Genomic DNA, 22,456 nt, shown 5'->3' on the forward strand with positions numbered 1-22,456 from the left:
GTAGGAGCGAGCTTGCTCGCGAAAAGCCTGAGAGCACCGCAGGCTTTCAGGTTTCCCGCGTTATCGTTAGCGACCTTCGCGAGCAAGCTCGCTCCTACAGGGGGCTGGCGCAGCCTGCACCGCGGTCTTGCGCCCGAGCATCACCGTGACGATGACCCCACAGGCAAACACCCAGGTAATCGGCTCGATATGTTCACCAAAGAACAGCGCCGAAAACGCGATGGTGAAGAAGATCTGCAACAGCTGAATCTGGCTGACCCGCGCAATGCCGCCCATGGCCAGGCCGGCGTACCAGGCGAAGAAGCCCAGGAACTGCGAGAACAGCGACACATAGCCGAACGCCCACCAGGCGCGCATCGAGACCGCGCCTTGGTGCTGCGCCGCCAGGTACCACACCGGGCCGATCAACACCGGCGTGGACAGCACCAGCGCCCAGCAGATCACCTGCCAGCCGCCCATCTCCTTGGCCAACCGGCCGCCTTCGGCATAGCCCAGGCCACCCACGGCTATTGCGCCGAGCATCAATAAATCGCCGGCCTGGATACTGCCGGCGCCGGTGATCAATGCATAACTCAACACCAACCCGCTGCCCAGCGCCGCGCAGGCCCAGAAGGCTTTCGACGGCCGCTCATGGGACAGCCACGCCGCATACAGCGCTACGCACAGCGGTTGCAGGCCGTTGACCAGTGCGCCATGGGACGCCGGCAAGGTTTGCATGGCCCACGCCGACAGCACCGGGAAGCCCAGAATCACCCCCGCAATGACCAGGCACAAACCCCGTACCTGGCGCCAGGTCGGCCAGCGCTCGCGGCGCCACAGCAACAGCGCCGCCGCCGGGATCGCCGCAAACAAGGCACGGCCCAGGCCGTTGAGCAGCGGGTGGATTTCCTGCACCACGATACGGGTGAAGGGCAGGGTCAGGCTGAAGATGATGACACCCAGCAGGCCGAGGGCCATGCCGGTGTTTTCGCGCGAGCTCATGGGCGGGATCCGAAATCCAGAGGGCTTCAAGGGAAGCCCATCTAGCCACAACCCCCGCCGATTCCGGGCCTACAGCTGGGTGCGGATTTATCCGTACAGTTTTCAGAAGAAGCGCGTGATGCTGATCTTGGCGTCGCGCCCCTTGGTGTAGGCACGGTCGCCGCTCAGGGCCGGACGGAAGTTGTTGTTGAACATATTGTCCAGGGTGAAGTTGACCTCAGTGCCCTTGAGGTACGCCTGCTGCGGCTTCCATTTGGCGAACAGGCCCTGGGTGTTGTAGCGCTTGTTGCCATACTGGTCGTAGAACAAGTCGCCGACGCTGGAGCCCGGGCCGCCCGAATATTTGTCGCTGGGCAGGCGGTCGGTGGCGCCGACGAATTGCCCCGTCCAACCGACCTGGGCATCCCAGGCCGGGATGTTGGTCCCTAACACCAGTACCCATTTGGTCGGCGGAATATCGCGTGCCGACACATCCGGCCCCCATGGGTTGGTGTAGGCCCCTTCGTGTTGGCCGGTGGCATAGGCGTACGATACCGAGCCGAACAGGTAGGTGGAGTTATAGAACGACTCGACCTCGAAGCCCTTGATGGTCAGGCCGCCGATATTGCGATAGTTGGACATCGCCCCCGGCGGGCAGGCCGTGGAAATACTGCCGCCGTTGATGGCCTGGTTCTGGCAGCCCACACCGGTAGCCTTGAAGATCTCGTCCTCGACTTTGTTGTGGAACAGGGTCGTGCGTATTTGCAGGTTGTCATCCTGGGCGATCAGGTTATCGAAGCTGGTGATGTTACCCACGGTGATCGAGGTGATGCGCTCCGGGTCGAGGTCGACGCTGGTGGCGGTGCGGCTGCCCAGGCCTTGCACTTCGTACTGCTCGTCGATCACCGGTGCGCGCCAGGTCTGGCTCCAGTTGGCAAACAGCCCGACATGGGGGGTTACCGTCCAGAACAGCGCCAGGCGCGGCGACCAGCCGGTGTAGGTCCGGTCGCTGTAGTCGTGGCCGACGGCCGGGTCGGGGTTGCTGTAGTACGGCGCATCGTTGGCCTCGCCGCGGTTGCGCACGTGGTCGTAGCGCAGCGATGGGGTAACGGTCACATCCCCCAGGGTCACCGCGTCCTGGATGAAGAAGCTGTTGGTATCGACCTTGCCATGCGGCATGAAGCCCGGTTGGAAATGCCCGTAGTTGTAGCGTGGGGTGTTGTAGGTGGCGCCGGGCATCCACATCTCGGTTTCGCGGGTGTGCTTGCGAATTTGGCCGCCGAGGGTCACTGCGTGCTGCAAGGGGCCCGTGTCAAACAGGCTGACGTTACGGATGTCGAGGTTCTTGTCGGTGTAGGCCGTGTCCATCTTGCGCCCGCCGGTGGCCAGCTGGAAAAACGCCGTGGCATCGCGCTCGTCGGTCTGGTCGGTGTTGGACTGGGAGTATTTGACGGTCAGGTCCACCAGCGGGTTGTCCAGGGGCTGGTACTCATACTTGCCCGACCACGTGGTGTCGACGGTATCGCGGTGGGCTAAAAAACGCTTGAGTGCTCCTTCATAGCCGTAGCGATCAATGTTGGCCTGAGTCGGTGGCGTGGGGTAGCTGGCGGCGGAAAACGGTGTCCAGCGGTTGCTGTGGGACCGTGAGTAGGACAGGCCGACGCTGTGTTCATCGGTGAAGTGCGCATTGACCTTGAACAGCTTGCCGTCCACATCTTGGGCCGTATTGGGCAGGCGTTGGGGGTTGATCGGGTACTGGTTGTTTTCGTTGGGCAGCTTGGCGGCCACCTTCATGTCGTCACCGTCGCGTTTTGTCAGGTAGGCCAGCGCATCGAAACGACCATCGTCGGTGCGGCCATACACGGCGCTGCTGTAGACCTGTTCGTGGTCGTTGCTGGAATAACCGTACTTGAGCATCGCACCGCTGTTGCGACCGTCCTTGAGCAGGTCCGGGGCATCCTTGGTGGTCATGTTCACCGTACCGCCAAAGCCGCCGTTCCCGCTGAACGGCGAGTTGGGGCCTTTTTCCACTTCGATGCTCTTGATCAACTCCGGCTCGATAAACACGGTGCCTTGCTGGTAGCGCTCGAAACCGCTTTTGGTCGCGCCATCGACGGTCAGCGGCACGTCTTCGGCATCGCCGAAGCCACGGATGTTGATGGTCTGACCGCCGGGTTTCAGTGAGCCACCCTGGCTCACGCCGGGCAGGGTCTGCAACAGGCTGGGGATGTTATTGGCCTGGTAGCGATCGATATCCGCCTGGCTCAGGGTGGAGCGGCCGACGGTGCTGGAGTCGACCTGATTGCCGGTGCCGATCACGCTCAGGGTGTCCAGCTGGATCGCGCCGCTCTGGGTGGTCTTGGCCTCTTCGGGCTTTACCACGTATGTGCTGCCGACCTTGATCAGGGTGAACTCACCGTTTTTCAGCAGGCTGCGAATCGCAACTTCCGGTGTGAAGTCACCGTTGAGCGCCGGCGCCTGCACGTTCTTGAGCAGCTCCTCATCGAACAACAGCTGGATCTTCGCCTGCTGCGCTACTTGGCTCAGGGACGTGGCCAGCGCCTGGGCGGGCAGTTGCACGGTGAATGACTCAGCCTGGGCGCCGAGGCTGAACGCCAGGCAGGTGGCGATAAGGGTGGGTCGAAGATACAGGTGCGAAGCGTGGCAAGGCGCGCGAAACATGGAATCCCCCGGAGCGGCCAAATGGCCAAAAAGGTGTGCTGATCAGATACAGACCGGAGGAAGACGGGGCAGGCAAAAAAATCCACACCTGCGAATGCAAAATATTCTCAAATAAGAATTTCGCAGATTACTTGCTCGGTTCAATCCGCACGATGCCATCGGCCGAGACCACGGTTTTCACCGGCAACAGGGCGGGCAGGGCGTTAAGCAGGGCATCCGGATCATTCACGTCCAGATTGCCCGAGACTTTCAGGTGCGCTACCGCGTTGCTGACCTGCAACGGTGCCTGCGGGCGATACAGGCTCAGTTCATCGATCAGGCTGGCCAGTTCACGGTTGCGGAACGACAAGTGCCCGCTGCGCCAATCGGCGACTTCTTCGGCCGCGAGGGTTTGCTGTTGCAAGGTGCCCTTGGCGTAGCTGTAGATGGCGCGTTGCTGGGCGCCGAGCAGAGAGACGGGGCTTGTGGCGGACGGCTCGAAAGCAACCTGGCCGTGGGCGACGCTGACCACCAGTTGCTGCTGGCTGCGGCGCACATCGAAGCCGGTGCCGACCACCCGCACACTGGCCTCGCCGGCTTGAACGAACAGCGGCCGCTCTTTGTCGGCTGCCACTTCGATATACACCTGGCCCTTGTCCAGGTGCACGATGCGCTGGTGGGCGCTGAAGTCCACGCGCAGGCGGGTGTTGGCATTCACCGACAGGGTGCTGCCATCGGGCAGGTTCAGGGTGCGCATGCCCTTGGCATGGGCCGCCACCTGGCTGTGATACAACTCGCGGGGCGCACCGATGTGGGGGGCCAATACGGCGCACAGCACGGCGGCGGCTACGGCCAGGGCCGGGCGCAATACCGATGCTTTGCGCTTGGGCAGCGCCACGGGTTTGTTCAGTTGCTGCAACTGGGCCAGGTCGGCCCACAACTGCTCGAATTCGGCATAGGCGCGGGCATGGGCCGGCGTGGCCTGCCAGGCGGCAAAGGCCTTGCGATCGGCACGGCCTGTGTCGTTACGGTTGCGCGCAAACCAACTGGCGGCTTGGGCATCGATGGCGTCACAGGCTTCGATATCCAGGCCGTCGGTGTCGCTCAGGCGGTTCATTCTGGCTGCTCCGTGCCGGGGTCGTTTTGAAGGCGTCGCTTGCAATGCAGCAGGGCAAAAGCGATGTGCTTTTCCACCATGCTCGTCGAAATGCCCATGCGCTCGGCGATCTGCACCTGGCTCAGGCCTTCGAAGCGGTGCAGCATAAGGGCTTCTCGCCGGCGGGGCGAGAGTTCGGCGAGGACTTCTTTCAACTGTTCCAGGCGTTGCAGGCGCTGGGCGGCGGCCATGGGGTCGTTTTGCTCGTCGGTGATCGGTTCCGCGTCCCTGTCGGCCTGATCTGGGTGGACGGTTTGCCGTACCTTCTGTTTGCGCCAGTGATCACGCAGCAGGTTGCGTGCCATCTGGAACAAAAATGCTCGTGGCTGCTCGACCTTGGCCCGGTCGCGGTAGTCCAGCCACTGGGTAAAGACGTCCTGGGTCATGTCCGCCGCGTCGCTGGCGTTGTCCGTGCGTCTGCGCAGGAAATACAGAATATCTGCATAGAACCCGCGAAAGGCATCGGCCGACACCGGGTCGGGCTTGGGACGAGACATGGATATCCTTCTTGACGAAGCACGACGTGGAAAAGTCGTGAATGATATCGAGAACTATTGTCATTTGTCTCTATTTTAGACGGGCCCTGATTAAAATATGGGGAGGAGGCAAACCCCTCCCACATAAGGTCGCAGTTTTACCGCAGCAAGGTCTTCAGTTGTTCGATCCCTGCTTCACCCAATGGAAACACCGGCAAACGAGGATCGCCCGCCTCCAACCCGGTCAGGCGCAGCCCGGCCTTGATCGTCGCCGGCAACCCGCCCTTGAGGATGAACTCCAGCAACGGCAACTGCCGATAAAACAGCTCGCGCGCCTTGTCCAGGTCATTGGCCAGCACCGCCGCATACAACGCCAGGTTCAGGTGCGGGATCAGGTTGGGTGCCGCCGTGCACCAACCCTTGGCTCCGGCCGCAAAGGCTTCCAGGGCCAGCGGGTTGCAGCCGTTGTAGAACGGCACGTCGCTGTGGCGCCGCAGTTGATGCATGCGTTGAACGTCCCCGGTGCTCTCCTTGACCATCGTCACGTTTGCCACCTGCTTGACGATACGCAGGATCAGCTCCACCGACATGTCCGTACCGCTGGTGGCCGGGTTGTTGTAGAGCATGATCGGCACGCCGATGCTGTCGCCGATCGCAGCGTAGTGGGCGAGGATTTCCGCCTCGCTGAGCTTCCAATACGAGGCCGGCAGCACCATCACCACATCCGCGCCATTGGCTTCGGCGTAGCGGGCGCGGCGTACGGCCTTGGCGGTGGTCAGGTCGGAAACGCTGACCACCGTGGGCACGCGCCGGGCGATTTTTGCCAGGCTGTAGGCGCTGACTTCGTCCCACTCGGCATCGCTCAAATACGCACCTTCACCGGTGCTGCCCAGAGGCGCGATGGCGTGCACGCCGCTGTCGATCAAACGGTCGATGGAACGACCGAGGGCGTCGAGGTCGATGCGCTGGCCGTCAGCGCTGAACGGGGTGATGGTGTAGCCGATGATGCCGTGAATCGTTGGGCTGGACATGGAAAGTCTCCGGTGGAAAAAGGGCGGGTCAGTTCAGGCAATCGGCGTGCTGGCGCAGGTTCTGCCGCACGTAGTAATTGAACGCGGCGCCGTGGCGCTTGGGTCGGGAAATCCAGGCATGGGCTTCGCGCCCCAGTTGCGGCAGGATCGGCTTGATCGCACCGGCTGCCATGGCGAGCAACTGCAACTTGGCCGCGCGTTCGATCAACTGCGCGATCACGCAGGCTTCCTCGACACTCGCTCCGGTCGACAACTGGCCGTGGTGCGACAGCAGGATCGCGCGCTTGTCGCCCAGGGCCTCGGTGATGATTTCCCCCTCTTCATTGCCCACCGGCACACCCGGCCAGGCCTCCAGGAACGCGCAGTCTTCGTACAATGGGCAAAGGTCCATGTGGGACACCTGCAACGGCACTTCCAACATCGACAGTGCAGCGATATGGGTCGGGTGCGTATGAATAATGCAATTCACATCCGCTCGCCCGCGGTACACCCAGCTGTGAAAGCGGTTGGCCGGGTTGGGGATGCCGTGACCTTCCAGCACCTCAAGATCCTCGTTTACCAGCAACAGGTTGCTGGCCGTGATTTCATCAAAACCCAGGCCCAGTTGCTGGGTGTAGTAGGTGCCCTGTTCAGGCCCGCGCGCGGTGATTTGGCCGGCGAGACCGGAGTCGTGACCGTGTTCGAACAGGATTCGGCAAGTGAGCGCCAGCTTTTGCCGGACGGTCCACGTATTATCCGCCAGGGTGTTTTGCATCTGGACCAGCGCTTGCTTGACCAGTTGGTCTTTGGGGAGTGCTAATGTCTTGGCCATATCGGTGTCCTTTGGGTGCTTCAATGGACGTCGGATTTGCTGGTCTCCCGCTGCTCGCAAGGTCGTTGGGTGAGGCAAATGACACTAATGATGCTATATGACACAAAGTGTCATTGGCAAGCGCAGCTTATCGCTTCTGCATGGATTAACCGCAGCACATGTCTATCCGTTTGAAATTATTGAGGAAAAAACTTGGCGTAACCTTGGAGGCCCTGGCTGAAAAATCCGGGATGACCAAGAGTTACCTGTCCAAGGTCGAGCGCGGGCTCAACACGCCGTCGATTGCCGCTGCGCTGAAACTGGCCAAGGCGTTGAACGTGAAGGTCGAAGAACTGTTCAGCGAAGACCGCGTCAGCCTCGACAGCTACAGCCTGGTGCGCAGCCATGAGCGGCCCGACACCGCGCCGGGTTACGCAGTGCTGGCCCATCAGGTCAGTGAGCGCAGCTTGTTGCCGTTCATCATCTACCCGCCGGCGCAATTCTCCGACAAGACCTTCAAGGAGCACCTTGGAGAGGAGTTCCTGTTCGTGCATGAAGGGGCGGTAGAAGTGGATTTCATGAACGAACGGGTGATTCTGGAGCGCGGCGATGCGCTGCATTTCAATGCCCAGAAGCCGCATCGGCTGCGTTCGGTAGGGCCTGTGCAGGCGCAGCTATTGGTGGTTGTACACAGCTCGCAAGAATGACCGCGCTGACGGTTTGAATGCGATCGGTATGGGCGGGAGCAAGCCCCTCCCACCGGTGGCTCAACGTTCGACAGGTACCGACAGGGCCGGATCTCCCAACGGATGCGTGCGCGCGGCAAAAAACTTCAAATCCGCGCCACTGCCATCAAACAACTGCGAATACCGCCGCTTCTGCTGGCGAATAAACCCGTCGCTGCGGCCCGATACCGAGATCGCCAGGGTCGCGGGCCGGGCCTGGCGAATTGCATCCACCACGTGTTGATCCTGCGTTCCCAGGTCATGGCCAAAGATGCACAGCGCGCCCTCATGGCTCAGCAACTGTTCATAGCAGAACGACAGGTAATCCGAGCTGCGGATGGTCTTGAGCTTCTCTTGCACCGTGCCTTCGTTGATAAACAGCGGTACATCGTCCAGGGTCTTGATCGTGTTGTTGATCGCAAAGCTGCTGAGCAAGGTGCTGTCGGTGCTCGGCAATTTGCGTGCGGTGCCGTCAAGGTTGCGCACCAGGTGCAGGCCGCCGTGCAGGTAGAGGACGCGCGTGGTATCGGTGTGGGTGTTGCGCAGGTCGAAGCTCGAGTCGGCGCTGCGGAACAGGTCGTCGATGCCCGGCGTGTGCAGGATCGCCCAATAGTTGAGCAGATCGTAATTGGTGGTGAATACGCTGGCGTAGTTCGCCAGTTCGCGGTTGATCGTCGCCAGCGTCGACGGCTGCACCAGCCGCCACGGAATGTGCACGGCGTGGATGGTATTGATCAGCGCTTCCTTGATCGCGTAGTAGCGATTACGCGGTGCCGCCGAGCTGACCGCCAGGGCCTTGTTGACTCGGCTGGTGGTTTTCAATGCCCCCAGGGTCTGCTCGAAGCTGCGGGTCTGCAGGGCGTCGAACACGCTGAGCTCGGATGGGCCCAGGGGTTTTTCTTCGACGGTGCGTGCGTTTTCGAACAGCGAGTCGTAGGCAAAGTCTTCCCAAATCGTGCGGCTCGCGCCATTGCCGATCAGAATCCCACTGAAGGCGGTGCTGCTGCGCAGGGCGCTCCAATCTTCAAGGTGGGCGTCAATATCCTGGAAATCCTTCATTGCTGTGGGTCTACTCGAAATCGGCTGGATGGCGACTTTATCACGAGCCGGCGTTGATCCTGGTCAAGATGCCGCAGGCAGGTGAGGTTGATGCTGTAGGCATACACGTCATCCGAGGATTCGCCATGAGCAGCACCTTCTTCATTCCCGCCGTCAACATCATGGGCACCGACTGCCTCGACGAAGCCATGAATGCCATTCGCAACTACGGTTTTCGCAAAGCGCTGATCGTCACCGACGCGGGCCTGGCCAAGGCGGGCGTGGCCAGCATGATCGCCGAGAAGTTGGCGATGCAGGACATCGATTCGGTGATCTACGACGGCGCCAAGCCCAACCCCAATGTGGAAAACGTCGAGAAAGGCCTGGCGTTGCTGCAGCAGAGCGCCTGCGATTTCGTGGTGTCCCTGGGCGGCGGTTCGCCCCATGACTGTGCCAAGGGCATCGCCCTGTGCGCCACCAACGGCGGGCATATCAGCGACTACGAAGGCGTCGACCAATCCAGCAAGCCGCAGATGCCCCTGGTGGCGATCAACACCACCGCCGGCACCGCCAGCGAGATGACGCGTTTCTGCATCATCACCGACGAAACCCGCCACGTGAAAATGGCCATCGTCGACCGCAACGTCACGCCGCTGCTGTCGGTCAACGACCCGAGCCTGATGGTCGGCATGCCCAAGGGCCTCACCGCCGCCACCGGCATGGACGCCCTGACCCACGCCATCGAAGCCTACGTGTCCACGGCGGCCACCCCGATCACCGACGCCTGCGCGATCAAGGCCATCGAACTGATCAGCGCCAACCTGCGCCTGGCCGTACGCAACGGCAGCGACAAGGCCGCGCGGGAAAACATGGCCTATGCCCAGTTCCTCGCAGGCATGGCGTTCAACAATGCCTCCCTGGGTTTCGTGCATGCCATGGCCCACCAACTCGGCGGTCTCTATGACCTGCCTCACGGCGTGTGCAACGCGGTGCTGCTGCCCCATGTGCAAAGCTTCAATGCCAGCGTCAGTGCCAAGCGCTTGAGCGATGTCGGCCGCGCGCTGGGTGTCGACGCCAAGGGCACCACTGACGAAGAGGGCGCCCAAGCCGCCATCGCCGCCATTCGCAGCCTGTCCCAGGACGTTGAAATCCCTGCCGGCCTGCGCGAACTGGGTGCCAAGTTGCAGGACATTCCGCTGCTGGCGACCAATGCATTGAAGGACGCGTGCGGGCTGACCAACCCACGGCGCGCCGATCAGCGTCAGATTGAGGAGATCTTTCGTAGCGCGTTCTGACGGCGCAGCCTCAAGCTGCAAGCGTTAAGCTACAAGCTGTTAAGGTGCGAGTCTCGCACTGCATTCAACTTGAGCATGAAGCTTGCGGCTTGCCGCTGAGGTCCCCTTATGAGAGTTCTGTTATTCGGTGCCACCGGCATGGTCGGCCAGGGCGTCCTGCGCGAGTGCCTGCTGGCCGCTGACGTACAGGAAGTCGTCGCCGTCGGCCGCACGCCCCTGACCCGGGAACACGGCAAGTTGCATCAGGTGTTGCACAGCGACATGCTGGATTTCCAACCCCTGGAAAACCTGCTGCAAGGGTTTGATGCGTGTTTCTTCTGCCTCGGCGTGTCGTCTGCCGGCCTGAACGAAACCAAGTACACCCACCTCACTTATGACCTGACCCTCGTCGCCGCCAGCACCCTGGCGCGGCTTAATCCGCAGATGACGTTTATCTACGTGTCCGGCGCCGGTACCGACAGCTCCGAAGCGGGCAAGTCGATGTGGGCGCGGGTCAAGGGCAAGACCGAGAATGCCTTGCTGCGCCTGCCGTTCAAGGCGGTGTACCTGTTCCGGCCCGGGATCATTCAGCCGCTGCACGGTGTGCGTTCGAAGACGCCGTTGTATCAAGCCTTCTATTCCGTGCTCGGGCCAGTGCTGTCGTTGGTGCGTCGGGTCAAGCCGGGCTGGGTGGTGAGTACGGAGACTGTCGGCCGGGCGATGCTCGCGGCGGTGCGCCATGGCGCGCCGCAACCAGTGGTGGAACAGGCCGAGATCAATCGCCTGGCGTCCGAGCGCGCCTGATGTTGCACAAGAGCCTGGTGCGTCGCCTTGACTTGATCACCCTGCAGCTGTTCGTCGCGGTGTTCGAAGAGGGCACCCTGACCCGCGCCGCCGCCCGCGAAGCCATCGCCGTGTCGGCAGCCAGCAAGCGTTTGATGGAGCTGGAGCAGGTGCTGGGGGTGAGCCTGTTCGTGCGACGGGCCAAGGGCATGGACCTCACCGCCGCCGGCGAAACCCTGCTGCACCATGCCCGGCAGATGCTGTTCAACGTGGAAAAAATGGGCCTGGAACTGGGCGAACACAGCCACGGTGTTCGCGGTTATGTGCGGATGCTGGCCAATCTCTCGGCGATTATTCAGTTTCTTCCAGAAGACTTGCGGGATTTTTCCCAGCTGCATCCCGAAGTGAAAACCGACCTCGAAGAGCGCCCCAGCAATGGCGTGGTGCAAGGCGTGCTGGATGGGGTGGCGGACCTGGGGATCTGCTCCAGTGATACCGACACCAAGAGCCTGCCCAGCGTGACCTATCGCCACGACAAACTGGTGGTGTTGATGCCGGCGGATCACCCCTTGGCGCCGCGCGAAAGCCTGGCCTTCGCCGAGACCCTGGACAGTGACTACGTGGGCCTGCACGCCGCCAGCTCGATCAATATGCGCACCCACGCCGCCGCGCGCGAGGCCGGCAAGACACTGCGCCTGCGTATTCATGTGCCGGGCTTTGATGCGATGTGCCGGATGGTCCAGGCGAACATGGGCATCGGCATCCTGCCGCTGAAGGCCTATGAGTTGTTTGGCCGTGCCCTGGGCCTGCATGCCGTACCGCTGACCGATGCCTGGTCGGACCGCAGTTTGATCTTGGTGGTGCGCGATGAGGCGCAGTTGTCACCCGTGAGCCGGCTGTTGTTCGATTACCTGAGCGTTCGCATTCAGCGAACGCTCCTTGCCAACTGACGGTTGGATTTTTCCTGTGCCTGTCCTCTAGCCTTGGCTGCACATTCCAAGAATAAGAGGTACACCCCATGACGGCTCCCTTGAGCGGTATCAAGGTGATCGAGATCGGCACGCTGATTGCCGCGCCGTTCGCCGCCCGGCTGATGGCCGAGTTCGGTGCCGAGGTGATCAAGATCGAAGCCCTGGGGCAGGGCGATCCACTTCGTAAATGGCGAAAGCTGCATGAAGGCACCTCGCTGTGGTGGTACCTGCAATCGCGCAACAAGAAATCCCTGGCCCTGGACCTCAAGTCCGCTGAAGGCCTGGACCTGATCAAGCAGCTGCTCGGCGACGCCGATGTGCTGATCGAAAACCTGCGCCCCGGCGGCCTGGAAAAACTCGGCCTGGGCTGGGACGTACTGCACGCGCTCAACCCCAAGCTGACCCTGGTGCGTATCTCCGGCTACGGCCAGACCGGCCCGTACCGCGACCGCCCTGGTTTCGGTGCCATCGGCGAAGCCATGGGCGGGATTCGCTACACCACCGGCAACCCCGATTCGCCCCCGGCGCGGGTCGGCGTCAGCCTCGGCGACTCCCTGGCGTCGTTGCATGGCGTGATCGGCGCGCTGATGGCGTTGTTGCGGGTCAAGACCGGCCAAGGCGACGGGCAGGTTGTCGATGTGTCCCTGGCGGAAAGCGTGTTCAACCTGATGGAAAGTCTGGTGCCCGAATACGACATGCTCGGCCACGTGCGTGAGCGCAGCGGCGGTGCCTTGCCCGGTATCGCACCTTCGAATACCTACCTGACCGCCGACGGTGCCTATGTGGTGATCGCCGGTAACAGCGACCCGATCTACAAGCGCCTGATGACCACCATCGGCCGTGCCGACCTGGCCGAAGCCGCCGAATTCGCCCACAACGATGGCCGTGCGGCGAAAAGCGCTTTGCTCGATGCCGCCATCACCCACTGGACCAGCAGCCTGCCTATCGAGCAGGTGCTCAGCGCCCTGGAAGCCGCCGAAGTGCCGGCCGGGCGCATCTACTCCGTGGCCGATATCGTCAGCGACCCGCACTACCAGGCGCGCGACATGTTGCTCAATGCCGAGCTGCCGGGCGGTGTGTCGGTGAAGATGCCCGGCATCGTGCCCAAGCTCTCGGAAACCCCAGGCACCGTGAACTGGCAGGGCCCGAGCCTGGGCCAGCACACCGATGACATCCTCGGCAGCCTGGGCCTTACGGTTGCCGACATCCAACGCCTGAAAACCTCGGGAGTGGTGCAATGATCACTGACTATTCCGACCCGCTGATCGTGCAGGAAGTGTCCCCGCGCGATGGCCTGCAAATCGAACCGACCTGGGTCGAGACCGCTGACAAGATCGCCCTGATCGACCAGCTTTCCCTGGCCGGTTTTTCGCGGATCGAAGCCGGTTCCTTCGTGTCACCCAAGGCCATCCCTGCATTGCGCGATGGCGAACACGTGTTCCAGGGCATCGCGCGCAAAGCCGGGGTGATCTACGTTGCGCTGATCCCTAACCTCAAGGGCGCCCAGCGCGCCGTCGAGTCGCGCGCCGACGAACTGAACCTGGTGATGTCGGCCAGCCAGACCCACAACCTGGCGAATATGCGTATGCGGTGCGAGGCGTCATTGGCGGCATTCGGCGAGATCGTCAGCTTTGCGGCCGGGCACCCGGTACGCCTCAACGGCAGCATCGCCACCGCCTTTGGCTGCCCGTTCGAAGGCAGGATCGATGAAGACCGCGTGCTGCAACTGGTCGACGCCTATCTGCAACTCGGCATCCAGGGCATCAGCCTTGCCGACACCACCGGCATGGCCAACCCGCGCCAGGTGGAGCGCCTGGTCAAGCGCGTGTTGCAACGCGTGCCGGCCAGCGACCTGACCCTGCATTTCCATAACACCCGCGGCCTGGGCCTGTGCAATGTGCTGGCCGCCTACGAAGCCGGGGCCCGGCGTTTTGACGCGGCGCTGGGTGGCCTGGGTGGGTGCCCGTTTGCGCCGGGGGCGTCGGGCAATATCTGCACCGAAGACCTGGTCAACCTGTGTGAAGAGGTCGGCATTCACACCGGAGTCGACCTGCCGCACCTGCTGAACCTGTCCCGCCGCTTGCCGGCCTTGCTGGGCCATGAATTACCCGGCCAGGTGGCCAAGGCCGGGCGCAATTGCGACCTGCATCCGCCGCCGGACTACATCGCCGCCTTGTAACGCCATACCAGACAACAAAAACAATCGGACGCCTGTGAGCAGTCCGCTGGAGAGAAACCATGAGCACTCATACGTTGGAGGCCGGCGCGCGCCCGGCCGCTGAAATCGATGCCGAAAAAGCCCTGGTCAGCAAGGTCGCCTGGCGCCTGATGCCGCTGATCATGGTGTGCTACCTGTTCGCGTTTTTTGACCGCATCAACATCAGCTTTGCCAAGTTCCAGCTGCAGGCCGACCTCAGCCTGAGCGACACCGCCTACGGCCTGGGCGCCGGGTTGTTCGTGGTGGGGTATGTGATCTTTGAAGTGCCGAGCAACATGATGCTGTACAAGGTCGGCGCGCGGCGCTGGATTGCGCGGATCATGATGTCGTGGGGCCTGGCCACGGCGGCCATGGTGTTTGTCACCGCCGAATGGCAGTTCTATGGCCTGCGTTTCATCATCGGTGCGATGGAGGCGGGCCTATGGCCTGCGTTTCATCATCGGTGCGATGGAGGCGGGCCTATGGCCTGCGTTTCATCATCGGTGCGATGGAGGCGGGCTTCGCGCCGGGTGTGCTGTATTACCTGACGTTGTGGTTCCCGCAGCACTTCCGCGGGCGCATTACCTCGATGCTGTTCCTGGCGTCCGCCTTTGCCGGCCTGGTAGGTGCGCCGTTCTCCGGCCTGGTGCTGGAACACCTCGACGGCGTGCTGCAGATGCGCGGCTGGCACTGGCTGTTCCTGCTCGGCGGCTTGCCCTGCATCGGCTTGGGCTTGCTGGTGCTGACCCTGCTCAAGGACCGTATCGAAGATGCGCACTGGCTGACGCCGGCTGAGAAGACCCTGCTGTCGAGCCGCATTGCCCGGCATGAGCCGAACACACATGGCGGCTCACTGCTGTCGGCGATCCGCATTCCCGGCTTCCTGATGCTCGGGTTTATCTACTTCCTGATCCAAGTGGCGTCTTACGGCCTCAACTTCTGGGCGCCGCAGCTGATTCGCAGCGCCGGCACCCAAAGCCCGGTGATGATCGGCCTGCTCACCGCGATTCCCTATGTGTGCGGCGCGATCAGCATGGTGGTGATCGGGCGGCTGTCGGACGCGACCGGCGAGCGCCGCAAGTTTGTCTGCGGCTTGGTGGTGCTGGGCGCGGTGGGCTTCTTCAGTGCCGGGATCTTTGCCGATCACACCACCTTCCTGATCATCGCCCTGGGCATGTTGGGCGCCGGCATCATCGCGTCGATCCCGACCTTCTGGACCCTGCCACCCAAGTTGCTGGCCGGTGCCGGCGCAGGCGCGGCGGGCGGGATTGCGGTGATCAATACCCTCGGGCAGTTCGGTGGGATTGTCAGCCCGGTGATGGTGGGGCGGATCAAGGACCTTACCGGCAGTACCACCCCGGCACTCTATGTGATCGGCGTGTGCGCGCTGTTGGCGGCGGCGCTGCTGCTGTGGGGCCTGCCGCAAAAGCTGCGCACCCTCGACAAGGCCTGATCAGCCGGCGGTTGTCAGCGCTTGGGCCGGTGTGGCGCTGAACTGAATCAACGCCACGCCGCCCATCAACAACAACGCGCCAAGGATTCGGGGCGTTGTCAGTGGGCGCTCCGCCAAGCCAAACAGGCCGAAGTGATCCAGCAGCAGCGACGCGAGAATTTGCCCGGCCATGGCCAGGGCGATAAACCCCGACGCGCCCAGCTTGGGCAGCAGCGTCAACGCCAGCGCGATAAAGCACACGCCAAACGCGCCCCCGGCCCACATCCACAGCGGCGCCTTGGTGATAAATGCGAGACCGGGCAGCGGCAGGCGCAGCGCCACGATCACCGGCAGCAGCACGAGGATGCTTACCAGCAGCGACGCCAGGGTGGCCCACAGCGGGTGCCCAAGGCCGCGTCCGAGGTTGGCATTGATCGCACTTTGAAACGGTACCATCGCCCCGGCGATCACCGCCAATAGCAACAAACCGGCCCAATGCAACGTCGTCATGGCGAATCTCCCAGAGGTTTTGCTGGACTCTAGGCTATTCGTTGCGCAAATTTAAATTCCAAGTTTTTATACGGAACATGCAGCTTATGGATGATCTGCGCCGCATCGACCTTAACCTGTTGGTGGTCCTTGACGCTTTGCTCAGTGAGCAACACGTCACCCGCGCCGCTGAGCGTTTGCACCTCAGCCAGCCGGCAGTGAGCCACGCGCTGGCGCGCTTGCGCGATTTATTGGGTGACCCGTTGCTGGTACGCCAGGGCGGCACGTTAGTGCCCACGGCCCGCGCCCTGGAGTTGGCGGCGCCATTGGCCGAAGCCCTGGCCCAGGTGCAGGCGCTGCTGGCGCCGAATCGCTTCGACCCGGCATCGGCCAAGCGTCGGTTTCGTGTGGCGATGTCGGACTACAGTGCGGCGATTTTCCTGCCGGGTCTGGTTCGCGTCCTGCGGCGTGAAGCGCCCGGTATCGACCTGCAAATCATCCAGGCCAGCCGCGAAGGCATGGTGGATGGCGTGCTCAACGGTGATATCGACCTGGCTGCCGGCGTGTTCCCCGACATGCCCGCCGAGCTGCGCACCGCAGCGTTATTCGAAGAGCATTACACCTGCCTGCTGGACCGCAACAGCCTGCCGCAGAGCGGTGCGCTCGACCTGCCCACCTACCTGTCGCGCCCCCACGTACTGCTGGAAATGCGCGGCAGCGGTGCGCCGGAAATCGAGCGGGCACTGACCGCGATTCGCGAGCGACGGCATGTGGCGATCAGCCTGCCGCACTGGGGCGTGGCGCCGCAGTTGATCGAGGGTACGGACTTGATTCTCACCGTATCGTCGCGAGGCTTGCTGAATATTGATCACCCGCATCTGGTCGCCGTGGCGCCGCCGTTTCATATTCCGTCGTTTACCTTTGAACTGGCATGGCATGCGCGACGGGGCGGGGATTCGGGGTTGCAGTGGTTGATTGGGCAGGTGCAGGGAGGGTTACAGGGCTGAATGGTTGCTACCAGGATGTCGGTGGCTGGCGACGTGTATGAAAAATTCGCATCACTTGTAATCGTCCATCTCGAATCCGGTAGGGAACGATGTAAGGCCATCGAGGCACTACCCACTCCCGCGTTCCTGGCACTCGACCTTCCTTTCCCATTGCAGGAAATTCGGCGACATGTCCTAGCCCAACCATGATGGCCTGGACGAACTCATGGGCGGCTTTGGGGTTTTCCTGCGCAATGTACGCGGCTTCATCATCAAGGTTCTTGAGGGCTGTCCTCAGCCACTCAACCTGCATTGGTGCGCCATTTATCGGCAACGGCTTTTACCTCCGCAGCCGTCGCGAACTCGCCTGCGTCTGCTTCTTTCAATGCTTTTTGAATTTCTTCGATTTGCCACGCTTCGCGCGTCAAGTATTCGCGTAATGCATCGACTGCGAGAAAGGATTTGCTGCGCCCGGTCGCCTTGGCGAGACTGGCAAGCGTGGCGGCGATGTCTTCGGGTATGCGTAGGGACATAACAGACATGGGGAGCCTCGATGTAGTGATATGTAGTGCAACATACTACATTGTCATCTCTTCATGATTTACCCCCGTTCGTCAGGGGGATCCGATAAGGAAAATGCTCATGCTCTCAGGCCTCAATCACTTGACCCTGTCGGTCACCGATTTGCAGCGCAGCGTCGGGTTTTACCATGAGTTGTTGCAACTCAAGCTCGACGCCACCTGGGACACCGGCGCCTATTTGTCATTGCCGGGCCTATGGCTATGCCTGTCCCTTGATCCGCTGCGCGACTCGAAGCCGGCGGCCGATTACACCCACTATGGGTTCACTGTCGCTGCGAGTGATTTCGCTGCGCTGGTCTCGCGCCTGCGCTCCGCCGAGGTGCAAGCGTGGCGCGACAATCGCAGCGAAGGCGCCTCGTTCTATTTCCTTGATCCCGACGGCCATAAGCTCGAAGCCCATGTGGGCGACCTGGCTTCGCGCCTGCTGGCTTGCCGCGACCAGCCCTATGCGGGAATGCGGTTTTACCCATAGCGCAGGAACGTGCAGAATCCGTCCACCTTCCCATGCTTTGTCAGAGTCGCGACCATGACCCCCTCCTTGCTGCTTGCCGTCCTCGCTTCGGGTTTTATCTACGGTATTACGCCTGGCCCCGGGGTACTGGCGGTGTTTGGCATCGGCGCCGCCCGCGGCCGTCGTGCGGGGGCGGGGTTTCTGTGCGGGCACTTGCTCGGCGATGTGCTGTGGTGCAGTACGGCGCTGATCGCGATTGTGGGCGCGCGGGAAGTCGGCAGCAGCGCGTTCGATGTGCTCGGCGTGCTCAGTGGCCTGTACCTGTTCTGGCTCGGCTGGCGCGCGATTCGTACCCAGCGTCGCAGCAGTGAAGCCCCCCAGGGCGCGGCGCGGCATCCGTTCTGGCACGGCATCCTGTTCGGCTTGACCAACCCCAAGGCGTATCCGGTGGCCGTGGCGACATTTACTGCATTGCTGTCCAGTCGCTCCGAATTGCTGACCTGGTCGATGCTGCCGGCGTTGATCTTCCTGAGCTTCGTCGGTGGCCTGTTGGCCTACGCGATCCTGATCGGCGTGGTCGGTGCCCAGCGGGTGCGCACGGTGTATCAGCGCCATGAAATCCTCATCACCAGGCTCTGCGGCGTGATGTTTATCGGTTTCGCCATCAATGCCCTGGCCCATGCGTTGCCAGGCCTGTTCGGCAGTAAACCGGCCTGACTGGGCACGACCGTTCGTCGCGCGGGCAAGTTTTTTCTAAACCTTTGCCGCCCTGAAAATTCGAATTCAGGGCGAGGTGTCTTTCCCCGCACTTATTTTTGCCCTGGAGGAACCCATCATGAGCCGCATGGCTATCCGGTTACGCACCGCCAGTTTCGCGATGCTGCTGGGCCTCGGCGCCAGCAATGCTTTCGCCCAGTCGCCTGCTGAATTCATCGAGCAGGCTTCGGCCAAAGGCATGGCCGATATCGAAACCAGTCGCATGGCCCACGCCAAAACCTCGTCCCAGGAAATCAAGGACTACACCATCGAGGTGATCAACGAGCGCACCCTGGCCAACCAGCATTTGGCGGCGATCGCCAAGAAGCTCGACCTGCCCGTGGCCCCACGGGAGAAGATCGTCGACAAGGCCGAAACCCTGATGCCCGAACTCAAGGACGGCGACTCCTTCGACGCGGCCTACACCGCGCAGCAAGTGAAGGAAAACGAAGACGCCATTGCCCTGTTCAAGCGCGAAGGGGCGGCCTCGGATGTGCCGGAAATCAAGGCACTGGTGGATGAGACGCTACCCAAGCTGGAAGAGCGCCTGCAAAAGGCCCGAGCCCTGGCCTCGACCTACGGTAAGGGCCATCAAGGCGATGGTTGAGCCCTTCGCTTGATATGAAAAACGGCGGTTGGATCCTATCCAACCGCCGTTTTTTTACGCCTGGTTCAGGTCGGTTTTGTTCGGGGCTGCGTCATCGGCCGCGTGGCCGCAACTGCTGTTCAGGCTGACGGTGCCGGTGTTGCCGATGCTGCGGTATTCCTGGCGCAGTTTTTCCAGCTCCTTGCGGTCCAGGCCATCCAGGCTCAGCACGGCGTTCTGCGCATCCTTGGAGACGCGCAGCAGCTCGTCAATCTTGATGTGCAGGATGTCGTTATCGCGGTTTTGCGTGTTCTGGATCAGGAACACCATCAGGAAGGTAATGATGGTGGTCGAGGTGTTGATGATCAACTGCCAGGTGTCGTTATAGTGGAAGTACGGACCGCTCAAGCTCCACAGGAAAATCAACGCGACCGCCGCATAGAACGTCCGGGCACTGCCTGCCCAACGGGACAGGGATTGTGAGACTGCAGAGAATTTCATGACCGTTTTCCTTAAAGGTGAGTGATGAAAATACTGACCGCAGGTACGCTCTGAAATTTCTTTTTACATCTTGGGGTGTGAACAACGTTGTGCGTTTTTCTTCCGGACTTTTAGGAGTGAGCTTACGGCACGCCGATGGAGCGAGGGGCAAGACTGGGATTTTATCCGGGAACGCCCTATGCACGTTAACGCCGACTGTGACCTGACCGCGCTTTATCACCAGACCGAAGATCATTACTTCGCTGCCACTTGCTCGCTGCATCGTCGCTACAACGCCTGTATCAACGCTTATTTTACCGACGGGTATTTCGAGCCTGCGAACCTGTTGTTTATCCGTATAGGCAGCACCCCGATGGGGGATGCCATGGCGGCGCCCATGGAGCTGATTCGCTGTATCTTGATGAATACACGCATCGTGATTCATGAGGAAAAGGTCGCGCAGGTAGGTACGGTGCTGATGGGGCTCGGCTTTCAGGCAGCCGAAAAGACCACGGCGATGGCCCTCGATCTGTCGCGCCTTGTTTCATCGGAGCGTGACAGCGCTGTACAGGTCAGCTTGACTCGAAACCTGGAAGGCTGGGCGGCTCCCCTTGGCAATGCGTTTTTGCTCCCGCCTGAATGGGTTACGCGTTATCAGGCACGGCACCAGCGGGCGCTTGACGTGGGTCAAGCGCTTTACCACTTCACCTTGTCCACTGAGGGGCAGGTGAGGTGTTCGTTGACGCTGTCCATGTGCAATGGAGAGGCCCGGCTTAACGATGTCGGCACGATCACGGAGTTCCGCGCCAAGGGGTATGCCACGCAACTGATTCAAACCGCGCTGCTTCATGCTTCGAGCCTGGGGGCCCGGCGCTGTTTTCTTGAAGCAACGACGCAGGGTGTTTCGGTGTACCGCAAGTTGGGTTTCGAAGATTTATTCGACTACCAGTCTTTTGTCCGTGGCCCGGTCGCAGGCCAGTGATCAGAAGGTCATTTTTCCTTGACCACGGTCCTCGTGCGTCAACAGATACTGCTTGGCTTCGAGTCCTCCGGCAAACCCGGTCAAGGTGCCCGAGGCACCAATCACTCGATGGCACGGCGCAATGATCGAGATGGGATTGCGCCCATTGGCAGCGCCCACGGCTCGTACGGCTTTCGGGTTGCCAATTTGTCGGGCGATCTGGCTGTAGCTGCGGGTTTCGCCAAAGGGAATAGTCAGCAGCGCCTGCCAGACCTGTTTCTGAAAGTCGGTACCGGCGAAATCCAGTTCCAGGTCGAATGTGTGGCGAGTCCCCGCGAAGTACTCCTTCAACTGGCGCTCGGTTTCCAACAGCACCGGGCTGTCGTTGGCTTCGTGCAATTGACCCAGGCGCACGCGGTTGGCGCGCTCGACTTCCCACAGGATGGCACTGAGCTTGCCATCGCGCGCCACCAGGGTGAGTTCCCCGACAGGGGAGGGCATGAGCTTGTATTCGTAGGACATGAGCGGGCTCCTCGAAGGGCGGTTGTTAAACGCTACAGGCTTACGGTAATGCCATCCGCCGGACTGAACACTACGTTTCTTGCGGTGGAATTCTCACTGGCCCTGGAAATTCCAGTAAACCCAGTTGGAATAGTACGGGTACCAGTAGAACCAGGAAATCCTGTAGAGCCCCATGATGACTGAGGCCTCCCCGATGACGACCAGGGAAATCAGATTGAACAGCGTGACGATTGCAGCGAATGCGGTGACGCCTCGGCTGGCATGGCGCCTGGCAAACACTACGCCGTAGACGGATGCGGCGATGGATCCGAGCGCCAGCCCCAGCCCCAAGGGATACGGAAGCCGCACCAGCGCGACCAGCAGTGGTAACACCAGCACCCAGCCGAGCACTTGGCGCAATACGGGTGTGGATGTGTGTTGTTTGGGTTCAATCATGGCAATAACCTTGGCGCCGCAAGCTCAATGAAGCGACATCATCACGCTATGGATGCAGTGCCGCATTCAGACTTTGCTCCCGTTGCAGCTACCGATCCTGTTGCAGCACCTTGAGCGCCGCCGACGCGAGGAAGCCGGAGCGGCTTTTTTCCTCCGGGTGGTGCAGTACATATTCATCGATGCGGTTGAGCAGGTAGCCCGGCAGCGTGATGTTGAGTTTTTGCGCTTTGCCCAGGTACTTGGTGACATCGATGTCTACAACCGCCCAAGTGCAGCCGGCGTACTGAGGGTTGGCGGCATGCACGGTGACCTTCTGGGCGCTAGGGATCGGCGCGCCGTCTTCCGCGAGGATTTCGAAGTGCCCTTCGATGGCTTCGCGCGCCATGGCCATGGCGTCGTCCAGGTCGTCACCGGCAGAGTAGCAACCGGGAATATCCGGGACTTCCACGCCCCAGGCGTGGTCTTGGTCACCGGTTGAAATTGCGATGGGGTACAGCATGTTCGTTGTCCTCCAGGGACGATTAACTCAACAGAGCTTGTTTCAAAATGCTCTTGGCGGTTTTGTCCAACAGGTCTTTCTTTGGATGGGGGATCGTCACCAAGCCAGGCTTCGTCGGGTGCTTGAAGTGGTGATGACTGCCTCTGATGCGCACCAGGTACCAGCCGTCTGCGACGATGTGACCTATCAAGTATCGGCTATCCACAGCACCTCCTT

The 22,456-nt window shown here is 61.5% G+C and carries 26 protein-coding genes and 1 pseudogene; 12 read left to right on the forward strand and 15 right to left on the reverse strand.

What is annotated here, in order from left to right; translation table 11 throughout:
• Positions 1-66 precede the first annotated feature (66 nt).
• The 6 genes from BB029_RS08400 to BB029_RS08425 form a co-directional block, all read right to left on the reverse strand.
• Positions 67-981: a DMT family transporter gene (locus tag BB029_RS08400; protein ID WP_065938848.1), complete on the reverse strand. Its 915-nt coding sequence runs from the start codon at positions 979-981 to the stop codon at positions 67-69.
• 102 nt (positions 982-1,083) lie between these two features.
• Positions 1,084-3,642: a TonB-dependent receptor gene (locus tag BB029_RS08405; RefSeq protein WP_065938849.1), complete on the reverse strand. Its 2,559-nt coding sequence runs from the start codon at positions 3,640-3,642 to the stop codon at positions 1,084-1,086.
• A gap of 127 nt (positions 3,643-3,769) precedes the next feature.
• Positions 3,770-4,738, reverse strand: a complete 969-nt coding sequence (locus BB029_RS08410) for a FecR domain-containing protein (protein ID WP_065938850.1) — start codon at positions 4,736-4,738, stop codon at positions 3,770-3,772.
• Positions 4,735-5,274, reverse strand: coding sequence for an RNA polymerase sigma factor (locus BB029_RS08415; RefSeq protein ID WP_065938851.1), 540 nt, complete (start codon positions 5,272-5,274; stop codon positions 4,735-4,737). Before BB029_RS08415 ends, BB029_RS08410 begins: the two co-directional genes overlap by 4 nt.
• A 137-nt stretch (positions 5,275-5,411) precedes the next feature.
• Complete coding sequence (locus BB029_RS08420; RefSeq protein WP_065938852.1) at positions 5,412-6,284, reverse strand: dihydrodipicolinate synthase family protein; 873 nt, start codon at positions 6,282-6,284, stop codon at positions 5,412-5,414.
• 28 nt (positions 6,285-6,312) lie between these two features.
• Positions 6,313-7,095 (reverse strand): aldolase, encoded by a 783-nt coding sequence (locus tag BB029_RS08425; protein ID WP_065928252.1) that lies wholly within the window; start codon positions 7,093-7,095, stop codon positions 6,313-6,315.
• Between the two features lie 158 nt (positions 7,096-7,253).
• Between BB029_RS08425 and BB029_RS08430 the strand changes: the two genes are divergently transcribed.
• On the forward strand, positions 7,254-7,781 hold the full coding sequence (locus BB029_RS08430) for a helix-turn-helix domain-containing protein (RefSeq protein WP_027604369.1): 528 nt from the start codon (positions 7,254-7,256) through the stop codon (positions 7,779-7,781).
• A gap of 60 nt (positions 7,782-7,841) precedes the next feature.
• Here BB029_RS08430 and BB029_RS08435 read toward each other — a convergent pair whose 3' ends face one another.
• A complete protein-coding gene (locus BB029_RS08435) occupies positions 7,842-8,858 on the reverse strand; it encodes a DUF4917 family protein (protein ID WP_065938853.1) in 1,017 nt (338 codons plus the stop codon).
• A 125-nt stretch (positions 8,859-8,983) separates the two neighbouring features.
• Here BB029_RS08435 and yiaY point away from each other — a divergent pair, with 125 nt between their 5' ends.
• From yiaY to BB029_RS08465, 6 genes and pseudogenes are all read left to right on the forward strand, one after another.
• Positions 8,984-10,132: an L-threonine dehydrogenase gene (gene yiaY / locus BB029_RS08440; RefSeq protein ID WP_065938854.1), complete on the forward strand. Its 1,149-nt coding sequence runs from the start codon at positions 8,984-8,986 to the stop codon at positions 10,130-10,132.
• Positions 10,133-10,240: 108 nt separating this feature from the next.
• Positions 10,241-10,915: an NAD(P)H-binding protein gene (locus BB029_RS08445; protein ID WP_065938855.1), complete on the forward strand. Its 675-nt coding sequence runs from the start codon at positions 10,241-10,243 to the stop codon at positions 10,913-10,915.
• On the forward strand, positions 10,915-11,844 hold the full coding sequence (locus BB029_RS08450; RefSeq protein WP_065938856.1) for a LysR family transcriptional regulator: 930 nt from the start codon (positions 10,915-10,917) through the stop codon (positions 11,842-11,844). The genes BB029_RS08445 and BB029_RS08450 overlap by 1 nt, the downstream gene beginning before the upstream one ends.
• 68 nt (positions 11,845-11,912) lie before the next feature.
• On the forward strand, positions 11,913-13,106 hold the full coding sequence (locus BB029_RS08455; protein WP_065938857.1) for a CaiB/BaiF CoA-transferase family protein: 1,194 nt from the start codon (positions 11,913-11,915) through the stop codon (positions 13,104-13,106).
• The gene (locus tag BB029_RS08460) at positions 13,103-14,044 is read left to right on the forward strand and encodes a hydroxymethylglutaryl-CoA lyase (protein ID WP_065938858.1); all 942 of its coding nucleotides are present in this window, start codon (positions 13,103-13,105) and stop codon (positions 14,042-14,044) included. Before BB029_RS08455 ends, BB029_RS08460 begins: the two co-directional genes overlap by 4 nt.
• 59 nt (positions 14,045-14,103) lie before the next feature.
• Positions 14,104-15,515 (forward strand): annotated as a pseudogene (locus BB029_RS08465) (MFS transporter).
• Here the strand turns inward: BB029_RS08465 and BB029_RS08470 are convergent.
• Positions 15,516-16,004 (reverse strand): DMT family transporter, encoded by a 489-nt coding sequence (locus BB029_RS08470; RefSeq protein ID WP_065938859.1) that lies wholly within the window; start codon positions 16,002-16,004, stop codon positions 15,516-15,518.
• 77 nt (positions 16,005-16,081) lie between these two features.
• Between BB029_RS08470 and BB029_RS08475 the strand changes: the two genes are divergently transcribed.
• Positions 16,082-16,990 carry a LysR family transcriptional regulator gene (locus BB029_RS08475; protein WP_256558137.1) on the forward strand — a complete coding sequence of 303 codons (909 nt, stop codon included), beginning with the start codon at positions 16,082-16,084 and terminating at the stop codon, positions 16,988-16,990.
• Between the two features lie 7 nt (positions 16,991-16,997).
• On the opposite strand, the gene BB029_RS31900 is transcribed toward BB029_RS08475, so the two are convergent.
• Positions 16,998-17,282 (reverse strand): type II toxin-antitoxin system RelE/ParE family toxin, encoded by a 285-nt coding sequence (locus BB029_RS31900; protein WP_083236353.1) that lies wholly within the window; start codon positions 17,280-17,282, stop codon positions 16,998-17,000.
• Complete coding sequence (locus BB029_RS08480; RefSeq protein ID WP_065928241.1) at positions 17,272-17,511, reverse strand: CopG family ribbon-helix-helix protein; 240 nt, start codon at positions 17,509-17,511, stop codon at positions 17,272-17,274. The genes BB029_RS31900 and BB029_RS08480 overlap by 11 nt, the downstream gene beginning before the upstream one ends.
• 100 nt (positions 17,512-17,611) lie before the next feature.
• On the opposite strand from BB029_RS08480, the gene fos reads away from it, so the two are divergent.
• The 3 genes from fos to BB029_RS08495 all read left to right on the forward strand — a co-directional run bounded on the left by fos (position 17,612) and on the right by BB029_RS08495 (position 19,364).
• A complete protein-coding gene (gene fos, locus BB029_RS08485; protein ID WP_065938860.1) occupies positions 17,612-18,022 on the forward strand; it encodes a fosfomycin resistance glutathione transferase in 411 nt (136 codons plus the stop codon).
• 54 nt (positions 18,023-18,076) lie between these two features.
• Positions 18,077-18,718, forward strand: a complete 642-nt coding sequence (locus BB029_RS08490) for a LysE family translocator (RefSeq protein ID WP_065938861.1) — start codon at positions 18,077-18,079, stop codon at positions 18,716-18,718.
• Between the two features lie 118 nt (positions 18,719-18,836).
• Positions 18,837-19,364, forward strand: a complete 528-nt coding sequence (locus BB029_RS08495) for a DUF4142 domain-containing protein (RefSeq protein ID WP_027604356.1) — start codon at positions 18,837-18,839, stop codon at positions 19,362-19,364.
• 54 nt (positions 19,365-19,418) lie between these two features.
• Here the strand turns inward: BB029_RS08495 and BB029_RS08500 are convergent, their stop codons facing one another.
• Positions 19,419-19,844, reverse strand: coding sequence for a low affinity iron permease family protein (locus BB029_RS08500; protein WP_027604355.1), 426 nt, complete (start codon positions 19,842-19,844; stop codon positions 19,419-19,421).
• 178 nt (positions 19,845-20,022) lie between these two features.
• Here BB029_RS08500 and BB029_RS08505 point away from each other — a divergent pair, with 178 nt between their 5' ends.
• Positions 20,023-20,805 (forward strand): GNAT family N-acetyltransferase, encoded by a 783-nt coding sequence (locus tag BB029_RS08505; RefSeq protein ID WP_065938862.1) that lies wholly within the window; start codon positions 20,023-20,025, stop codon positions 20,803-20,805.
• On the opposite strand, the gene BB029_RS08510 is transcribed toward BB029_RS08505, so the two are convergent.
• The 4 genes from BB029_RS08510 to BB029_RS08525 all read right to left on the reverse strand — a co-directional run bounded on the left by BB029_RS08510 (position 20,806) and on the right by BB029_RS08525 (position 22,445).
• Positions 20,806-21,306: a methylated-DNA--[protein]-cysteine S-methyltransferase gene (locus tag BB029_RS08510; protein ID WP_065938863.1), complete on the reverse strand. Its 501-nt coding sequence runs from the start codon at positions 21,304-21,306 to the stop codon at positions 20,806-20,808.
• Positions 21,307-21,399: 93 nt separating this feature from the next.
• Entirely contained in the window at positions 21,400-21,741 is a 342-nt protein-coding gene (locus BB029_RS08515; RefSeq protein ID WP_065938864.1) for a hypothetical protein, read from the reverse strand.
• A gap of 88 nt (positions 21,742-21,829) precedes the next feature.
• Positions 21,830-22,240, reverse strand: a complete 411-nt coding sequence (locus BB029_RS08520) for a type II toxin-antitoxin system HicB family antitoxin (RefSeq protein ID WP_053136883.1) — start codon at positions 22,238-22,240, stop codon at positions 21,830-21,832.
• Positions 22,241-22,262: 22 nt separating this feature from the next.
• Positions 22,263-22,445 carry a type II toxin-antitoxin system HicA family toxin gene (locus tag BB029_RS08525; RefSeq protein WP_003189411.1) on the reverse strand — a complete coding sequence of 61 codons (183 nt, stop codon included), beginning with the start codon at positions 22,443-22,445 and terminating at the stop codon, positions 22,263-22,265.
• Positions 22,446-22,456: the final 11 nt, after the last annotated feature.

The sequence above is a fragment of the Pseudomonas sp. S3E12 genome (assembly GCF_001702295.1).
GTDB lineage: Bacteria > Pseudomonadota > Gammaproteobacteria > Pseudomonadales > Pseudomonadaceae > Aquipseudomonas > Aquipseudomonas marginalis.